The sequence below is a fragment of the Polymorphospora rubra genome, from assembly GCF_018324255.1.
Taxonomy (GTDB): Bacteria; Actinomycetota; Actinomycetes; order Mycobacteriales; family Micromonosporaceae; genus Polymorphospora; species Polymorphospora rubra.
The window spans coordinates 3,237,634-3,254,900 of record NZ_AP023359.1 but is presented as its reverse complement, the minus strand read 5'-3'; the positions used below and the strand labels follow the sequence as shown (position 1 = coordinate 3,254,900).

The 17,267-nt window shown below is 71.0% G+C and carries 12 protein-coding genes; 5 read left to right on the top strand and 7 right to left on the bottom strand.

The annotated features are described in order from the left end of the window. Positions 1–12 precede the first annotated feature (12 nt). From Prubr_RS14910 to Prubr_RS14895, 4 genes are all read right to left on the bottom strand, one after another. Positions 13–1,536, bottom strand: coding sequence for a mannitol dehydrogenase family protein (locus Prubr_RS14910; protein ID WP_246568959.1), 1,524 nt, complete (start codon positions 1,534–1,536; stop codon positions 13–15). Beyond that, complete coding sequence (locus Prubr_RS14905; protein ID WP_212825869.1) at positions 1,533–2,834, bottom strand: enolase C-terminal domain-like protein; 1,302 nt, start codon at positions 2,832–2,834, stop codon at positions 1,533–1,535. Before Prubr_RS14905 ends, Prubr_RS14910 begins: the two co-directional genes overlap by 4 nt. After that, entirely contained in the window at positions 2,831–4,261 is a 1,431-nt protein-coding gene (uxaC, locus tag Prubr_RS14900) for a glucuronate isomerase (RefSeq protein ID WP_212825867.1), read from the bottom strand. The genes Prubr_RS14905 and uxaC overlap by 4 nt, the downstream gene beginning before the upstream one ends. A gap of 67 nt (positions 4,262–4,328) precedes the next feature. Next, positions 4,329–5,660 carry a Gfo/Idh/MocA family protein gene (locus Prubr_RS14895; RefSeq protein WP_212825864.1) on the bottom strand — a complete coding sequence of 444 codons (1,332 nt, stop codon included), beginning with the start codon at positions 5,658–5,660 and terminating at the stop codon, positions 4,329–4,331. 232 nt (positions 5,661–5,892) lie between these two features. Here Prubr_RS14895 and Prubr_RS14890 point away from each other — a divergent pair, with 232 nt between their 5' ends. The 5 genes from Prubr_RS14890 (at position 5,893) to Prubr_RS14870 (ending at position 11,254) form a co-directional block, all read left to right on the top strand. Then, positions 5,893–6,927 carry a LacI family DNA-binding transcriptional regulator gene (locus Prubr_RS14890; protein ID WP_212825862.1) on the top strand — a complete coding sequence of 345 codons (1,035 nt, stop codon included), beginning with the start codon at positions 5,893–5,895 and terminating at the stop codon, positions 6,925–6,927. A gap of 19 nt (positions 6,928–6,946) precedes the next feature. Further along, positions 6,947–8,293, top strand: coding sequence for an ABC transporter substrate-binding protein (locus Prubr_RS14885; protein ID WP_212825860.1), 1,347 nt, complete (start codon positions 6,947–6,949; stop codon positions 8,291–8,293). Between the two features lie 30 nt (positions 8,294–8,323). Further along, positions 8,324–9,304, top strand: coding sequence for a carbohydrate ABC transporter permease (locus Prubr_RS14880; RefSeq protein WP_212825858.1), 981 nt, complete (start codon positions 8,324–8,326; stop codon positions 9,302–9,304). Further along, positions 9,304–10,182: a carbohydrate ABC transporter permease gene (locus Prubr_RS14875; protein ID WP_212825856.1), complete on the top strand. Its 879-nt coding sequence runs from the start codon at positions 9,304–9,306 to the stop codon at positions 10,180–10,182. Before Prubr_RS14880 ends, Prubr_RS14875 begins: the two co-directional genes overlap by 1 nt. 358 nt (positions 10,183–10,540) lie before the next feature. Next, on the top strand, positions 10,541–11,254 hold the full coding sequence (locus Prubr_RS14870) for a hypothetical protein (RefSeq protein WP_246568693.1): 714 nt from the start codon (positions 10,541–10,543) through the stop codon (positions 11,252–11,254). A 132-nt stretch (positions 11,255–11,386) separates the two neighbouring features. On the opposite strand, the gene Prubr_RS14865 is transcribed toward Prubr_RS14870, so the two are convergent. The 3 genes from Prubr_RS14865 to cysS form a co-directional block, all read right to left on the bottom strand. Continuing rightward, positions 11,387–14,563 (bottom strand): hsp70 family protein, encoded by a 3,177-nt coding sequence (locus tag Prubr_RS14865; RefSeq protein ID WP_212825853.1) that lies wholly within the window; start codon positions 14,561–14,563, stop codon positions 11,387–11,389. A gap of 107 nt (positions 14,564–14,670) precedes the next feature. Continuing rightward, positions 14,671–15,810, bottom strand: coding sequence for a 23S rRNA (guanosine(2251)-2'-O)-methyltransferase RlmB (gene rlmB, locus Prubr_RS14860; protein ID WP_212825851.1), 1,140 nt, complete (start codon positions 15,808–15,810; stop codon positions 14,671–14,673). After that, the gene (gene cysS / locus Prubr_RS14855; protein WP_212825849.1) at positions 15,810–17,225 is read right to left on the bottom strand and encodes a cysteine--tRNA ligase; all 1,416 of its coding nucleotides are present in this window, start codon (positions 17,223–17,225) and stop codon (positions 15,810–15,812) included. Before cysS ends, rlmB begins: the two co-directional genes overlap by 1 nt. Positions 17,226–17,267 lie beyond the last annotated feature (42 nt).

Genomic DNA, 17,267 nt, shown 5'->3' with positions numbered 1-17,267 from the left:
GGCGGCCACCGGTCAGTCCGCGCCGGCCAGGGTCGCCTCGACGCCGTGCCGGTCCAGTGCGGTCAACCAGTCCACGATCAACTCACGTACCACATCGTCGTCGGCGAGGCCGGGCGGAAACACCTCGGTCAGGCCGAGCAGCGCCGTCACCACACCCGCCGGCGTCCCGTCGCACTCGGCGAGCGCGGCACCGATCGCCGGCGCCAGCGGATCGTCGAGCGGCAGCGCCGAACCGTCGTCGGCGCGGCCCTGCACGAACCGCATCCAGGCGGCGACCACCAGGGCCGCCCAGCGGGGCCGGGCCCCGAGCGCCCGGCGGTCCAGGATCGTGTGCAGCACCCGTTGCGGGAGCTTCTGCGACCCGTCCATCGCCACCTGGACCGTACGGTGGCAGATCACCGGGTTGGCGAACCGCTCCAGCACCGTCTCGCCGTACGCGACCACCGAGACGCCGTCCGGCGGCGTGAAGCTGTTCGCCACGTCCTGCGCCACCAGCCGGCGCAGCACCCGCGACAGGTGCGGGATACGCAGCGCGTCGGCGATCGTCTCCCGGCCGGCGAGCGCGCCCAGGTAGGCGGTTGCCGAGTGCAGGCCGTTGAGGGTCCGCAGCTTCAGCCGTTCCCAGTCGCCGGCGTCGTCGGTGAGCACCGCGCCCGCGCGTTCCCACGCCGGCCGACCGCCGGGGAACCGGTCCTCGATCACCCACTGCCGGTACGGCTCACCGGCCACCGCCATCAGGTCGGCGACGCCGAGCGCCCGCTCCGCCACCGCGCGGGTGTCGGCGGTGCTCGCCGGAACGATCCGGTCGACCATGGTGCCGGGGAACGTGACGTTGGCGTACACCCAGTCGACGGCCTTGGCGGGCGCGTCGGCGTACTCCAGCGCCTGGGTCACCAGCCCGGCCAGCCGCCGGCCGTTGGACGGCAGGTTGTCGCAGCTCACCAACGCGATCGGGCCGGCGTGCGCCCGCGCCCGGGCGAGCAGCCCGCGGACCAGCAGGCCGGGTACGGTCACCGGCGGTCGGTCGCTGGTGAGGTCGGCGGCCACGGCCGGGTCGGGCCGCAGCACGCCGGTGGCCGGGTCCAGTTGGTACGCCTTCTCGGTCACGGTCAGCGTCACCACCCGGATCGCCGGATCGGCGAGCAGCGCGACGATGGCGGCCGGGTCCCCGGCGGCGTGTCGCACGCCGGCGAACGCGCCGATCACGTTGGTGCCGGTCCCCTCCGCCGACATCGTCGTGACGCTGAACAGGTTGTCCTGTTCGGAAAGCTGACGCACGGTGTCGAGGCTGCGCGGGGCCACCGCGACGATGCCCCAGTCACCGCCGGCCAGGGCGATCGCCGCCTCGGTGTAGACCGCCTGGTGGGCCCGGTGGAAGGCACCGAGCCCGAGGTGCACGATCCCGGCGGACACCTCGCCGGGGCGCACCAGCGGGCGGCTCTCGGCGGGCAGGTGGGGCAGCGCGGCGAGCCGCAGCCGCCCGCCCGGGGCCGGGTCGGGCAGGCTGCCGGTCGCCGCGCCGGGCTGGCTGGTTATCGCCACGCCGGGCCGTCCGGGAAGGAGAACTCGGCGATCGAGGCGGGCCGCATCGTGCTGCTGTAGCCGGGCTGCTCGGGCACCAGGTAGCGGCCGTCGCGGGTGCGTACCGGGTCGACGAAGTGCTCGTGCAGGTGGTCGACGTACTCGACCATCCGCCCTTCCAGCGAGGTACCGACCCGCAGGTAGTCGAAGATCGCCAGATGCTGGACGTACTCGCAGAGGCCGACGCCGCCGGAGTGCGGGCAGATCGGCACCCCGAACTTGGCCGCCATCAGGATCTCGGCGAGCACCTCGTTGACCCCGGCGACCCGGCAGGCGTCGATCTGCATGACGCCGATCGCCTCGGCCTGCAGCAACTGCTTGAAGATCACCCGGTTGGCCGCGACCTCGCCGGTGGCCACCCGGATCGGCGCCACGGCGCGGGCGATCCGGGCGTGGCCGAGCACGTCGTCGGCGTGCGTCGGCTCCTCGATCCAGTACGGGTCGACCTCGGCGAGCCGGGCCATGTTGGCGATCGCCTCGTCGACGTCCCACACCTGGTTGGCGTCCATCATCAGCAGCGCGTCCGGGCCGATCTCCTCGCGGATGATCCGGGCCCGCCGTACGTCGTCGTCGATCGGCCCGCCGACCTTCATCTTCATCGCCCGCCAACCCTCGGCGTACGCCTGCCGGGTCAGCGCCCGGACCTTGTCGTCGGGGTAACCGAGCCACCCGACCGAGGTGGTGTACGACGGGAACCCGTCCCGCTCGATGCCGGCGAGCCGCTCCTCCCAGCCGGTCAGGCCCTTGTCGAGGATGGCCCGCGCGTCGTCGGGGGTCAGCGCGTCGGTGATGTGCCGGAAATCGATGTTGGCGACCAGTTCCTCGGTCGGCATCTCGGCGAGCAGCCGCCACAGCGGCTTGCCCTCCAGTTTGGCCCGCAGGTCCCACACGGCGTTGACCAGCGCGCCGGCCGACATGTGGATGACGCCCTTCTCCGGGCCGAGCCAGCGCAGCTGCACGTCGGCGGTGAGCGACCGCCAGAACGCCACCGGTTCGGCGAAGATCTCGCCGACCGTACGCCCCACGACGTGGTGCGACAGTGCTCGGATGGCCGCGCAGGTGATCTCGTTGCCCCGGCCGTTGGTGAACGTGAACCCGGCGCCGAAGACCCCGTCCGGGGCGTCGGTACGCAGTTCGACGTAGGTCGCCGAGTAGTCACCGCGGTTGATCGCGTCCGAGCCGTCGCCGGCCGCCGCGGTGGGAAACCGTACGTCGTGGACGTCGACGCCGGTGATGGTGACCGTGCCGCTCATAACCTCTCCCCGATCTTGAAGATCTTCTTCGGCAGCCGGTACGCCAGGTCGACGATGGTCTCGGCGGCCTCGGAAAGCGGCAGCCGGTCCTCGGCCACCAGCCGGGCGAGAAAGCCCGCGTCGATGCGGCGGGCCACGTCGTGGCGTACCGGAATGGAACAGAACGCCCGGGTGTCGTCGACGAACCCGGCCGTGTTGTAGAAGCCCGCGGTCTCGGTGACCGACTCGCGGAAGCGGCGCAGCACCTCCGGCGAGTCCAGGAACCACCAGGGGGCGCCCAGGTAGAGAGCCGCGTAGCCACCCGCCAGCGGGGCCAGTTCCCGGGTGAAGGTGTATTCGTCCAGGGTGTAGACGACCACCCGCAGCCGCGGGTCGTTGCCGTACGCGTCCAGCAGCGGAGTGAGCGCGTGCAGGTACTCGGTCGCCTGCGGGATGTCGCCGCCGACGTCCCGCCCGTGCGTCTCGTACAGCCACCGGTTGTGGTTGCGGACCGAACCGGGGTGCAACTGCATCACCAGTCCGTCCTCGATGGACATCCGGGCGAACTCCAGCAGCATGTGGGCCCGGAACGCCTCGGCGTCGGCCGCGTCGGCCGTGCCGCGCAGCCCGCGCTCGAACAGCGCGGTCGCCTCGGCCTCGGACAGGGCCAGGGTCAGCGCGGTCGGATGGCCGTGGTCGGACGAGGTGGCTCCGGCGGCGATGAACGCCTGCCGCCGGTCGCGCAGGGCGGCGAGATAACCGCGATAGGTGCCGGTGTCCGCACCGGTGATCTCACCCAGCCGGGCCACGTTGTCGGCCCAGCCCTCGAACTCCATGTCGACGACGTTGTCCGGGCGGAACGTGGTGATCACCCGGCCGCCCGGGCCACCCCAGCCGTCGGCGGCGAGCTTGGCGTGCCGGCCGAGGTCGTCCAGCGGCGACTCGGTGGTGGCCAGCACCTCGATGTTGAACCGTTCGAAGAGCGCCCGCGGCCGGAACTCGGGCTCGGCGAGCCGGGCGGCGATGGCGTCGTACACCTCGTCGGCGGTCTCCGGGCTCAGGGCGGTCCCGACGCCGAAGACCTCGGTGAAGGTCCGCTCCAGCCACAGCCGGGAGGGGGTGCCGCGGAAGAGGTGCCAGTGTGCGGCGAAGCGCCGCCAGATGGTCCGCCCGTCGGTCTCCACCGGCCGGCCGTCGACGGTGGGTACGCCCAGATCGGCCGGCGGGACACCCTGGCTGAGCAGCATCCGGGTGACGTAGTGGTCCGGCACGATGATCAACCGGGCCGGGTCGGGGAACGGCGCGTCGTCGGCGAGGATCAGCGGGTCGACATGCCCGTGCGGGGAGATGATCGGCTGGTCCTTGGCCAGCGCGTAGAGCTCCCGGGCGAGCGCCCGCTGGGTGGGCTCGGCCGGGAAGAGAAGGTCGGATCTGGGTGTCGGCGACACGTTGCGGTCTCCTCGCAAGTGGCATGGTCGGGATCAGGTCACGGGCAGCCGGCTCGGCCGGCCGCGCTCAGGTCACGGACAGCAGGTCGGCGACCCGCACCGGCTGCCCGGTCTCGAACGAGCGGTTCGCGGCCAGACCGGTGAGCAGGGCGAGCGCCCCGTCACGGGCGGTGGCGCCCCGGGTCATCGGGTCGGCCGCGCCGCCGAAGAGCACCGCGGTCATCCGGGCGTCGGCACCGCCGTGGCCCTCCCGGCGGTAGCCGGGCACCGGCACCTCGCGCGGCTTGGTCCAGAAGGGCCGTACGGTCAGGCTGACCGAGCCCGACTCGGCGGCCGCCTCGGTGCCGTGCAGTGCCGCGCCCTTGAGCGCGCCGGCGCTCCGCGGGCTGACGTGGTCGCTCTCCACGACCTCGAGTTCGAGGCGGCCGCGGCTGCCGTTGAACATCACCCGGTAGCCCTCCCACGGCGCGTACGCGGTGAGGTGGTAGGTCAGCGTCGCGCCCGTGGAGTAGCGGGTCAGGACCGACATGTCGTCCTCGATCGTCACGCCGGGCGCGAAGACGTTGCGGTCGCGGTGGTAGCCGTCCTCGGCCTCGGCGTCGAGATAGAGCGCCTGCAGGCGGGGGTGCTGTGCGAGGTGCATCGCGAACGGGTCGTCGGTGGCCGCGGGCGAGCCGTGCACCCGGTCGTAGTCGCGGGCGTAGCCGTGCCGCCGGCCGGCGTCGGAGCCGTAGAAGAACAGCCGTCCGGCGGCGTAGACCTCGACCGGCACCGCGTCGAGCCACCAGTTGACCAGGTCGAAGTGGTGGCTCGCCTTGTGCACCATCAGCCCGCCGGAGTTGACCTTGTCGCGGTGCCAGCGGCGGAAGTAGTCCGCCCCGTGCCGTACGTCGAGCAGCCACTCGAAGTGGACCGAGCCGATCTCGCCGATCTCGCCGGTGGCGATGAGTTCGCGCACCTTCTCGTGCAACGGGTTGTAGCGGTAGTTGAAAGCCACTGCAACCGATCCGCCGGTCGCCTCGACCGCGTCCAGAATCCGCTGGCAGCGGGGCACGTCGACGGTCATCGGCTTCTCGGTGATCACCCGGCAGCCGGCCCGCAGCGCGGCGACGATGTAGTCGTCGTGGGTGCTGTCGACGCTGGTCACCAGCACGGTGTCGACGCGTTCCTTGTCCAGCATCGCGCCGAAGTCGGCCGCCCGGTACGTCGGCACGGCCGCCGCGCCCAGCTCGCGCAGCCAGGCGTTGTGGGCGTCCATCCGGGTCTGGTTGACGTCGGCCAGGGCGACCAGTTCGGCGGTCGCGCCGTGGTCGAGGACCAGCGCCCGGACGAACATCTCCGCCCGCGCCCCTGCTCCGACCAGGGCATAACGCTGCCGTCGACCCGGTTCACCTGACATTCCGCACCGCCTCCGTAACTGCAAACGTTTGCAGCAGAAATAACCATGTAACCCGGGGATCGTCAACGATCGTCGACAAAGTCGCCCTGTTTGTCCTACTTCATTGCTGTTCTAGACGGCGATCGGGAACCTCGCCGCAATGATCCGGTAATCCAGGCGTTGACACCCGAGCAACCGTTTGCATTAATTGGCGCACCGAAGTGACGCCAGCCACAGTGCGAAAGGGATTCACGTGCCTGCCACCATTCGGGACGTAGCCCGGGCCTGCGGGGTGCACATCTCCACCGTCTCCCGCACGTTCTCGGCCCCGCACCTGGTCAACCCCGAGACCCGCGGTCGCGTGTTGGCCTGTGCCGAGCACCTCGGTTACCGCCCCAACAAAGCCGCCCGCGCGCTGATCACCGGCCGGACCCACAACATCGGCCTGATGGTCGCCGACATCGCCAACCCGTTCTTCCCGCCTCTGATCAAGGCGGCGGAGAGCCAGGCCCGCCACCGGGACTACCACATCTTCGTGACCGACACGAACGAGGACCCGTCGGTCGAGGAGGAACTGGTCCACGCGCTCGCCAAGCAGGTCGACGGGGTCCTGCTGTGCAGCCCACGGATGAGCAACAGCCTGATCGAGCAACTCAGCCGGGAGGTGCCGCTCGTCGTCATCAACCGGCAGGTCACCGGACTACCCGCGGTCGTGATGGACGTCGGCCAAGGCGCCCGCCTGGCCATCGAACACCTGACCGGCCTCGGCCACCGCGAGATCGCCCTGCTCAGCGGCCCGCGTGGCTCGTGGACCAGCCGCGAGATCCGCCGCGCGGCCGGGGCGGCAGCCCGCGCCGCCGAAGCGACCCTGACCGTACTCGGCCCCAACCCACCGACCGAAGACGGTGGCCAGAGCATGGCGGACCAGGTCCGCCGCGCCGAGGTCACCGCCGTACTGGCCTACAACGACCTGATGGCGATCGGCCTCATCGAAGGGCTCGACGCGCTCGGGATCCGGGTGCCACAGGACATCAGCGTGGTCGGCATCGACGACATCTCGCTGAGCCGACTCACCCGCCCCAAATTGACGACGGTGGCCACCCCAACCGCGGCCGCCGGCCGGACGGCCGTCGACATGCTGCTACAGCACGGAGACGACCGTCGCACCACCGCACAGGTAACGCTGCAGACCGAACTGGTCATTCGCGACTCAACGAGCCCGGGCCCGCATTGCCCTGCGGGCCCGGGCAGCACGGCGGCAGCCGCCCTCGAAGGAGTCGCCTCCTAACGCCAAGGAGTGAGCGCAAATGCACCCCGCTTCATCCCCGACGGCGGACGCCCCGCGCGACCACCGTACCCCTTTCCGTCGTGGCCGCAGGCTACGTGCCCTGGTCGCGGCGGTCGTCGCCCTGCCCCTGGTCCTCGGTGCCGCGGCCTGCGGTGGCGAGGACAACGAAGCGAGCACCGACCCCAACGCACCGGTCGAACTGTCGATCTTCTGGTGGGGCGGTGAGGCGCGCGCCAACCTCACCGAGCAGGCGCTCGCCCTCTACACGCAGAAGCACCCGAACGTCACCTTCAAGAAGACCTGGCAGGCCAACCAGGGCTACTTCGACAAGCTCGCCACCCTCACCGCCGGTGGCGACGCCCCCGACATCTTCCAGATCGACGACAACTTCCTGACCGAGTACGCGTCCCGCAACACCACGCTCGACCTCACGTCGTACAAGGACGACAACAAGCTCGACGTCACCAAGTTCCCGGAGAGCCTCTGGCAGTACGGCGTCGTCGACGGCAAGCTCGCCGGCATCGCCTCCGGTGAGAACACGCAGGGCCTGGTCTACAACAAGACGCTGCTGCAGAAGCACAACCTGCCCGAGCCGACCACCGGCATGACCTGGGAAGCCTTCATCAGCTGGGCCGAGCAGGTCAGCAAGACCACCGGCACCCCCGGCACCATGGACCCGAGCGCCGACTACAAGGCGTTCTGGGTGTGGCTGCGCCAGCAGGGCAAGGACCTCTACAAGGGCAAGGACCTCGGCTTCGACGAGGCGGACGTCACCCGCTGGTTCGAGCTGTGGAAGGGCGCCCGCGACCGCGGTGCCACCCCGACCGCCGACGTGATCCACGAGGGCAACGCCACCGACATCACCAAGCAGCTCGTCGTCACCGGCAAGGCCGCCACCTCGTTCGTGTGGGTCAACCAGCTGCCGGAGCTGAAGAAGAACACCAAGGACGAACTCGGCGTCATCGCCTACCCCGGCGACCCGAGCGCGCAGTGGGCCCGTGCCTCGATGTACTGGTCGGTCTTCCGCGGCACCAAGCACAAGGACGTCGCGGTCGACGTACTCAACTTCCTGTCCAACGACCCGGAAGCCGGCAAGATCCTCGGTACCGACCGGGGCCTGCCGTCCAACCTCGACGTACGCAAGACGGTCAGCGACGCCGTCACCGACCCGGCCATGAAGACCTCGATCCAGGTCGAGACCGACCTGGCCACGAAGTTCGGCCCGTCGCCGCAGGTGCCGCTGAAGGGTCACAGCAAGGTCCGGGCCGAGCTGATCAAGTCGGCCGAGGAAGCCCAGTACAACCGGCAGACGCCGGCCCAGGCCGCCGCCGCCTTCCTGACCGCCTGCAAGTCCGCAATCGTATAACCCGTCACGAGATCGGAGAGGAGTCGACTCGTGGCGTTGACCACGGCGCCCCAACCGACCTCCCGCCCCAAGGACCCGGTCCGGACCTCCGCCAAGCGGGGGTCCGGACGGGTCCGGAGGCGCGAAGGTCTGGCCGGGTACGTCTTCCTGTCGCCCTGGCTCATCGGACTGATGGCCATCACGGCGATTCCCATGCTGCTTTCGCTCTACCTCAGCTTCACCAACTACGACATCCTCAGCAGTTGGTCCGAACTCGAATGGGTCGGATTCGCCAACTACGAGCGGATGTTCACCGCGGACCCGTCGTACTGGCACGCCGTACAGGTGACGCTGTCGTTCGCCCTGATCGCGGTTCCGCTCAAGCTGGCCGCGGCACTCGCCGTCGCCCTGCTGCTCAACCGCGCCTGGCGCGGCGTCGGACTCTTCCGTGGCCTGTTCTACCTGCCGTCGCTGCTCGGCGGCAGCGTGGCGCTGGCCATCGTCTGGGTCAACATGTTCAACCGCGACGGAGCGTTCAACTCGTTCCTGAGCATCTTCGGCATCGAGGGCAAGCCCTGGGTCAACGACCCCGACTGGGCCCTGGAAACCCTCATGGTGCTGGCCATCTGGCAGTTCGGTGCCCCGATGGTGATCTTCCTGGCCGGCCTCAAGCAGGTGCCGACCGAGCTCTACGAGGCCGCCTCCGTCGACGGCGCCGGCCCGGTACGCCAGTTCCTCAACATCACCCTGCCGATGCTGTCGCCGGTCATCTTCTTCAACCTCGTGCTGGAGACGATCAACGGCTTCCAGGGCTTCACCGCCGCGTTCGTACTCAGCAACGGCACCGGCGGCCCGGTCGACTCGACCCTGATGTACACACTGAACCTCTACATCACCGGCTTCACCGAGCTGGAAATGGGCTACGCGTCCGCCATGGCCTGGGTCTTCCTGCTCGCCATCGCCGCCATCACGATCGTGCTCTTCAGCACCGGGCGGTTCTGGGTGCACTACTCAGATGGAGAGGACCGCTGATGGTCACCCAGACACCGGCGATAGCCACCCCCCGTCAATCCGGCACCGGCCGGCAGGCGCTCCGCCTGCTCATGCTGATCGCCATCCTGGCCGTCGTCCTCTATCCGCTCATCTGGATGATCGGGACGTCGTTCAAGTCGCAAGAAGAGATCGTCAACAACATCGGCCTGCTGCCGGAGGAGTTCACCCCGAGCAACTACACCAACGGGTGGACCAACTTCGACGTCAGCTTCGGCCGGTTCTTCTTCAACAGCGCCCTGGTCAGCCTGCTGACCGTCGTCGGCAACGCGGTCTCCTGCCTGCTCGCCGCGTACGCCTTCGCCAGGCTGCGGTTCAAGTTCCGCGGCATCTGGTTCGCCGTCATGATCGGGACGCTGCTGCTCCCCGGTCACGTGCTGATCGTGCCGCAGTACATCCTGTTCCGCACCTTCGACATGGTCGGCGGCCCCTGGCCCTACCTGCCACTGGTCGTGCCCCAGTTCCTGGCCACCGAGGCGTTCTTCGTCTTCCTCATGGTCCAGTTCATGCGCGGCATCCCACGCGAACTCGACGAGGCCGCGAAGATCGACGGCGCCAGCTCGTACGGCGTCTTCTACCACGTCATCCTGCCGCTGAGCAGGCCGGCGCTGGTCACCACGGCGATCTTCTCGTTCATCTGGACCTGGAACGACTTCTTCCGCCAACTCGTCTACCTGTCCGACCTCGACGACTACACGGTGCCGGTGGCGCTGACCCTGTTCATCGACTCCACCAGTCAGAGCGCGGTCGGCCCGATGTTCGCCATGTCGGTCCTGTCCCTGCTCCCGGTCTTCCTCTTCTTCGTCGCATTCCAGCGGATGCTCGTCGAGGGGATCAACACGAGCGGGCTCAAAGGATGATTCGGAGGGTCATGGCAGGGCAGTCGGTCGTTGCGCAGGCCGGTCGTGGTTTGACGGCAGTCCGGGTACCTCGTCGTGGTCCGGCGGGCCGGTCAAGGTTCGACTTCGGGCCGGGTGCCTCGTCGGGCTACAGCGGGGCCGGTCGTGGTTTGACGGCAGTCCGGGTGCCTCGTCGTGGTCCGGCGGGCCGGTCAAGGTTCGACTTCGGGCCGGGTGCCTCGTCGGGCTACAGCAGGGCCGGTCGTGGTTTGACGGCAGTCCGGGTACCTCGTCGTGGTCCGGCGGGCCGGTCAAGGTTCGACTTCGGGCCGGGTGCCTCGTCGGGCCGCGGGGTTGACGCCGGGGTGGGTGCGTTGCCATGACGTCTGGGCGGGTGTCTCGTCGGGAAACGGTCGACGGTCCGGGGGCCTCGTCCGGATCGGTACCCGGTCCGGACGTCGCGGGTCGGTGGCCGGAGGACGCCGACGCCGCGGCACCGCGGCGGGACTGGCGGGACACCCTGCGCAACGCCAGTGACCTGGCCCTGGTCGGAATTCTCGCCGCCATCGGGTCGCTGGGGGTGGTGACGGCGGGCGGTGCGGTGGCGACCGCGAGCGCGGCCGTCCACGACTGGATCGAAACGGACAGTTGGCCCGGCCTCCGACCGACCCTGCGCCGGTTCGCCCGCGCTCTCCTACCCGGTGCGGCGGCCACCCTCGCCCTGCTCGCCACCGCGGCTCTGCTCGCGGTGAACCTGCTGGCGCTGCACCGGGGGGTCGTACCGGGCGGCTCCCCGCTGGTCGTGCTGACCGTCGTACTGGCCGTGGCCTGTGCCGGACTCGCCGGCCTCACCCTGGTCGAGGTGGGGCGGCGGGACGGCCGGGACTGGCTGGCCGCCGCCCGCGCCGCGGCACTGACCGCTGGGGCGCATCCCGGCCTGCTGATCGCCACCGCGGGCGTCGCCGCGCTGGTGGCCGTCCTCGGCGTCATGATCCTGCCGGCGGTCATCCCGATCCTCGGCGGATACGCACTACTGGCCCTGCACGCCGTGGTCCGGCGTGCCGAACGCCGGCACCCGGGCCGGGCCGGCTGACCGCCCGGCCACCGCCGGGTCAGCGGCGAACGGCACAGTCGATCTGAGCGAAAACCACCTCTCCCAGGCTGGGAGAGGTGGTTTTCGCTCAGATCAACAAGGAGTACGGCAGCAGGGCAGCGGTGCCGGCCCTCACTCCCCGGCGAAGCGGTGTACCACGAATCCCTCGCTGGTCCCGCAGATCATCTGGGCGGTGTTCCACGAGCAGCTGGCCGGCCAGACGTCCCTCAGCCGGCCCAGTTCGACCGGCTCACCGGCGCGTACCGCGAGTCCGGCAACGCTCGGACTGGCCGAATAGCTGGACAGGTCCTCGTCGAAGATGAGGACGTTGGCCGCGTCGAGCCGGACCGCGACCCCCGACCGGCTGACCACCTCGTTGCCGTCGGCGTCGAAGACCTTGGACTCCGGGGTGCTCTGGGTCCGGGTGATGACGTGATCGCCGACCGGCACCATGAGCTGGGCGTTGGCGGACGGTTTGCGCCAGATCTCCCCGCCCTTCTCGGCGTTCACCGCCACCAGGTGGGTGGTCTTCCGGTCCAACGACGACGTCTCGAGCAGACAGATCCGTCCGTCGCCGCAGGGCACCATGGCATCGAGCCGCCCCTGCGCGTCGGTCGCGGTGTAGACGATCGACGGCTCACCGAGGCTCTCCAGGTCGTACCTGGCGATCCGGTATCCGCTCTCGTTGGCGCCGACGAAGAGCCGGCCCTCGTACGCCAGCACCGTGTCGTCGGGATCGGCCACGTTCGGCCGGCTCCTGATGATCTTGCCGCTCTCCACGTCGATCAGCCGGACGCTGCGGTCGGCGCCGATCTGCACGATCCGCTGGTCGTCGCCGAGATCCGGGGCGAGCGCGTCGCCCGTGACCGTGACCGGGCCGGAGATGTCCTTCGCCGTGCTCACCGGGTAGACGGCGGTAGCCGCGTTGCCGTACTGGTCCGGCGGGTTGTTGTGGGACCACTTCTGCGTACCGGTCCGCCGGTCGAGGCCGACGACCCGGTTGCCGGTCCGGTCGATGACCACGGCCGCCCCGTCGAAGACGTGCACCCAGTCGTCACCCCGGACCTGATGGGTCCACAGCTTGTCGCCGTCGTCGCCGTAGACGACCATGGCGCGCGGCTCGGAGACGCTGACCTGGTCGGCGTACGCGATGACACCGTCGGGCAGTGCGCTGATGCCGGCCCAACGGTCGGAGGTTTCCGCGGTCTGCTTGCGCCACACCACTTTGGCGGTGGTGATGTCGACCGCCACGATCTCCAGCCGGTTGTCCTCCAGTTGGTAGGCGGCGTATGCCCGGTCGCCGACGACTCGGGTGAAGAGGCTCGAGGGCCGGTTCTCCCCGGCTTCGATCGTCCCGACGACGGCGAAGTTCTTGAAGTCGATGTCGGCGTAGCGGTTGCCGGTGAAGTAGAGGTAGCCAGCGACCACGACGGCGAGGAGCGCGACCGCCGCACCCCCTCCGACCCACCACGACCGCCGGTGGTGGCCGCCGCCGTGGATGCCCACCGGTTCCCGGTCCGGCTCGGCCGGACGCGGTGGCGGAGCGGCGTACCGGGACCCGGGCTGCCCGCCGGACACCGGAACGGCCTGCTGCGGTGCCGGCCGGCCGGCCGGAGAAACGGGGTATGCGACCGGTGCCGGGTGCCACCCGGCCCGGTCGGTCGCCGCCCCGGCCGGTCCGCCCGACTGGTATGGCGGTCCGGACGCGACACCCGACTGGTACGGCGGTGCCGACGGGACACCCGACCGGTACGGCGGCGCGGACGCGGCGCCGGTCCCGTACGCCGGGCCGGGGCTGACCGGCGGCGCGGCGGGTGAACCGGCGGCACCCGACACGTACGTCCCGGCCTGGTAGGTGGTCCCCGACTGGTACGGCGGCGCGGAGATGACCGGCGGCCCGCCGGGCGACGGCACCCCGGCCGGCGCGTCCCCCGCGACGCCACCCGGACCAGCGCCGGCACCACCCGAAGCGGCACCACCCGGACCGAAACCGGCCGACGGAGCACCCGACGCGGTCGCGCCGGCGCCGGGAACGCCCGGACCGGCACCGGCCGGACCGGCGATCATCGGGCCGGTGGCGGCGAGGCCGGCGGCCGGACCCGCGGCGGCCAGATCGTCGGAGCCGACCGGTCCGACCGGCCCCGCGGTGGTCGCCGGTGACGGGGGCGGCGCGACGATTTCGGCCAGGGCGCCTTCGGCCACCGGCAGCTCGGGCTGTTCCAGCACGGTCGGTGCGATGCCCAGTTCGGAGTGCAGGAGCCGGGCAACCAGCGGCACCCGCGACGAGCCGCCGACCAGGAACAGGCCGGCGAGTTCGTCGCTGGTCATCCGGCAGTTGGTGATGACGTTGCCCGCCTCCATGACCCCGCGGCGCAGCAGCGGGGTGGCCAGCCGCTCCAGCTCGTCACGGGTGAGGTGGACGGCCTGGTCGACGCCGGGAACCGGCACCGGGGCGACCGTGCTGCGCGACAGCATCTCCTTCGCGCCGCGTACGTCGTCCCAGAACTGCCGGCGGTTGCGCCACTGGGCCGGGGTGGCCGGCTGGGCGAGCTGCCGCCAGGCCTGCGGGTCGGCGGTGGCGAGCAGCTGACCGAGGTGGTCGACGAGGGCGGAGTCGAGGTCGAGGCCGCCGAGTTCGGCGACGCCGCCGGAGCCCACGACCGCGAACCGGGCCCGGCCGCCGCCGTCGGCGCCCTCGTTGCGGACCACCGCGATGTCGAGGGTGCCGCCGCCGAAGTCGAACACCGCGATCGCCTTGCCGACCGGCACCGGCCGGCGCAGCACGTCGGCGAAGTAGCGGGCCGCGGCGACCGGCTCGGGAACCAGAATGGTGCCGGTGCCCCGCCGGATCTCGCCGCTGGCGACGGTGGCCGGGTCGACCGGCGGCCAGCCGGCCCGGCCGACCGCGGTGGCGAGCACCTCCCGGCGACGGGCGCCCCATGCCGCCGGGTACGTCACGACCGCCGGTGGCAGGAAGCCGACCGCTTCGACCGCGGCCCGGGCGACCGCGCCGAGCAGCGCGCCGAGCAGGTCGACGGTCGCCACCTCGCGGTCGCCGAGCAGTACACCCGCCTCGTCGATCCGCCGCTTCGGGTTGGGGTCGTAGCGGGCCGGGTCGGCCTGGGCCAGCCGCTGCGCGTCCCGGCCGACGTGGAACCGGCCGGTCTCGTCGAGGAAGACCCCGGACGGCATGACCGGCTGGCCGTCGAACAGCAGCGGGCGGGTACGGCCGTCCGGCCAGCGCAGCACGGCGACGGTGTTCGACGTGCCGAGGTCGACGCCGAGCGCGTACCCGTCCTGGTCTGCCATCTGCCGACTCCTCCGGGGCGAGGGGATGCCCGGCCCTGCATGTTACGGGGGCCGCGCCGCCCCGGATCCGGTCCGGGCGGGGCGGCCCGCTCCCCCGGTCCGACGGGTCAGGACTCCCGGCGCCGCCGGGCGATCTCGGCCAGCGACACGGCGGCGGCCACCGACGCGTTGAGCGACTCGATCTCCGACACCATCGGGATACTCACCCGCAGGTCACAGGTTTCGCCGACCAGCCGGGAGAGTCCGCGTCCCTCGGAGCCGACGACCACCACCAGCGGCCCGACCGCGGCCTCCAGGTCGTAGAGCTCGGTCTCGCCGTCGGCGTCGAGCCCGACCACCATGAAGCCGGCCTGCTGGCAGGCCTTGATGGCCCGGGTCAGGTTGGTCACCTGGCTGACCGGCACCCGGGCGGCGGCCCCGGCACTGGTACGCCAGGCGGTGGCGGTGATGCCGGCCGCGCGCCGCTCGGGCATGAAGACGCCCTGCGCGCCGAAGGCCGCCGCAGAACGGATCACCGCGCCGAGGTTACGCGGGTCGGTGACCCCGTCGAGCGCGACGAGCAGCGGCGCGGTGTGCTCGACGGAGGCGGCGAGCAGGTCCTCGAAGATCTCGTACGCGAACGGCGGCACCTGAAGGCCGACGCCCTGGTGGAGCACGCCCCCGGTCATCCGGTCCAGTTCGGGCCGGCCGACCTCGAGAATCGCGATGCCCCGGTCGGCGGCGGTCCGGACCAGTTCGTTGACCCGGTCGTCGATGTCGATGCCGTGCGCGACGTACAGCGCGGTCGCCGGAACCTGCGCGCGCAGCGCCTCCACGACCGGGTTGCGCCCGACGAGCAGTTCCGGGGCGTCCTTCGCCGGCATCGACTTGCGTCCGGGCGCCACCCGCGGTCCGCCGCGGGTCGGGGTCCGGCCCCCGGCCCGGCCGCCCGCCTTGGCGGCGGCCCCGCGGGCCGGCTTGCCGACGCCACGCTGGCCGGCGCCCCAGGTGGTGTCCTTCGTGCCCGGTGCGCCGATCTTGGGCGCCCGGCCCTCCTCGGCCGCCGCCCGCCGTTCCTTGTCCTGCTTCCAGGCGGTGCGCTGGGGCAGCTTCTCGGTGCCCGAGTACGCCTTGTGCCACGGACGCTCGTCGGCCGGGAGGGTCTTGCCCTTGCCGGACAGACCCGCGCGGTTCTTGCCGCCCGAGCCGATCGTGGCGCCCTTCTTCGAGGTCACCCGACGCCCACGGCGCTGCGAGTTGCCAGCCATCAGTCCTGTTCTCCAATGGTCCAACGCGGGCCGTGTGAGGTGTCCTCCACCACGACTCCAGCGTGCTTCAGCTGGTCGCGCACCGCATCGGCGGAGGCCCAGTCCTTCCGTTGCCGGGCCTGGGCCCGTTGTTCCAGGGCCAGCGCGACCAGCGCGTCGACGACCGCTCTCAGGTCGCCGCCCCGCTCACCACCGGTGTACCCGGGGTCGAGCGGATCGACGCCCAGGATGTCGAGCATCGCCCGCGCCGAGGCCAGCGCGACGCGGGTGGCGTCGTCGTCGCCGTCGGCCAGTGCCGTGTTGCCGTCCCGCAGTACGTCGTGCAGCACCGCCGTCGCCGCCGAGGTGTTGAGGTCGTCGTCCATGGCGGCGGCGAACGCCGCGGGCGGCGCGCCGGCACCGATCCGGCCGACACGTTCGACGGCCCGCTGCACGAATCCCTCGATCCGTCGGTAGGCGACCGCCGACTCGCGCAGCGCCTCGTCGGAGTAGTCGATCCGGGACCGGTAGTGCGGCGACACGAGGTAGTAGCGCAACTCCACCGGACGGACCCCGATCGCGGTGACGTGGGCAAGGTCGATGACGTTGCCCAGCGACTTGCTCATCTTGGCCGTGCCGAGATTGAGCAGACCGTGGTGCACCCAGTAGCGGGCGAATCCGAAGCCGGCCGCTTTCGACTGCGCGACCTCGTTCTCGTGGTGCGGGAAGGTCAGATCGAGGCCGCCGCCGTGGATGTCGAACTCGGTGCCCAGGTAGCGCCAGCACATCGCGGAGCACTCGATGTGCCAGCCGGGCCGGCCCCGCCCCCACGGCGACGGCCAGGAAGCGTCCGCCGGCTCGCTGGCCTTGTGCCCCTTCCACAGGGCGAAGTCGCGCGGGTCGCGCTTGGCGAACGCGGGCGCGTCCTCGGCCGCCCGCATCGCGTCCGGCTGCTGCCCGGACAGTTCCCCGTACGCCGGGTAGGAGCTGACGTCGAAGTAGACGTCACCGGAGCCGTCCATCGCCGGATAGGCGTGCCCCTGCGCGATCAACCGGGTGATCAGCTCGTGCATCTCCGGCACGTGCCCGGTCGCCCGCGGCTCGTACGTCGGCGGCAGCACGTTGAGGCTGCGGTAGGCGGCCGACAGGATCAACTCGTTGGCGTACGAGATCGACCAGAAGGGCCGGTCCTGCTCGCACGCCTTGTCGAGGATCTTGTCGTCGATGTCGGTGATGTTCCGGACGAAGGTCACGTCGTAGCCGTTGTGCAGGAACCAGCGGCGCAGCACGTCGTAGTTGACGCCGGAACGGAGGTGACCGATGTGTGGCGGTGCCTGCACGGTCAGCCCACAGAGGTAGACGCCCACCTTGCCGCTCTCGCGCGGGACGAAGTCCCGCACCGATCGGGTCGCGGTGTCGTAAAGGCGTAGCGTCACCGTACAAGGGTAGCCGCAGCGGCCATCCCGGCGGCGTCCGGA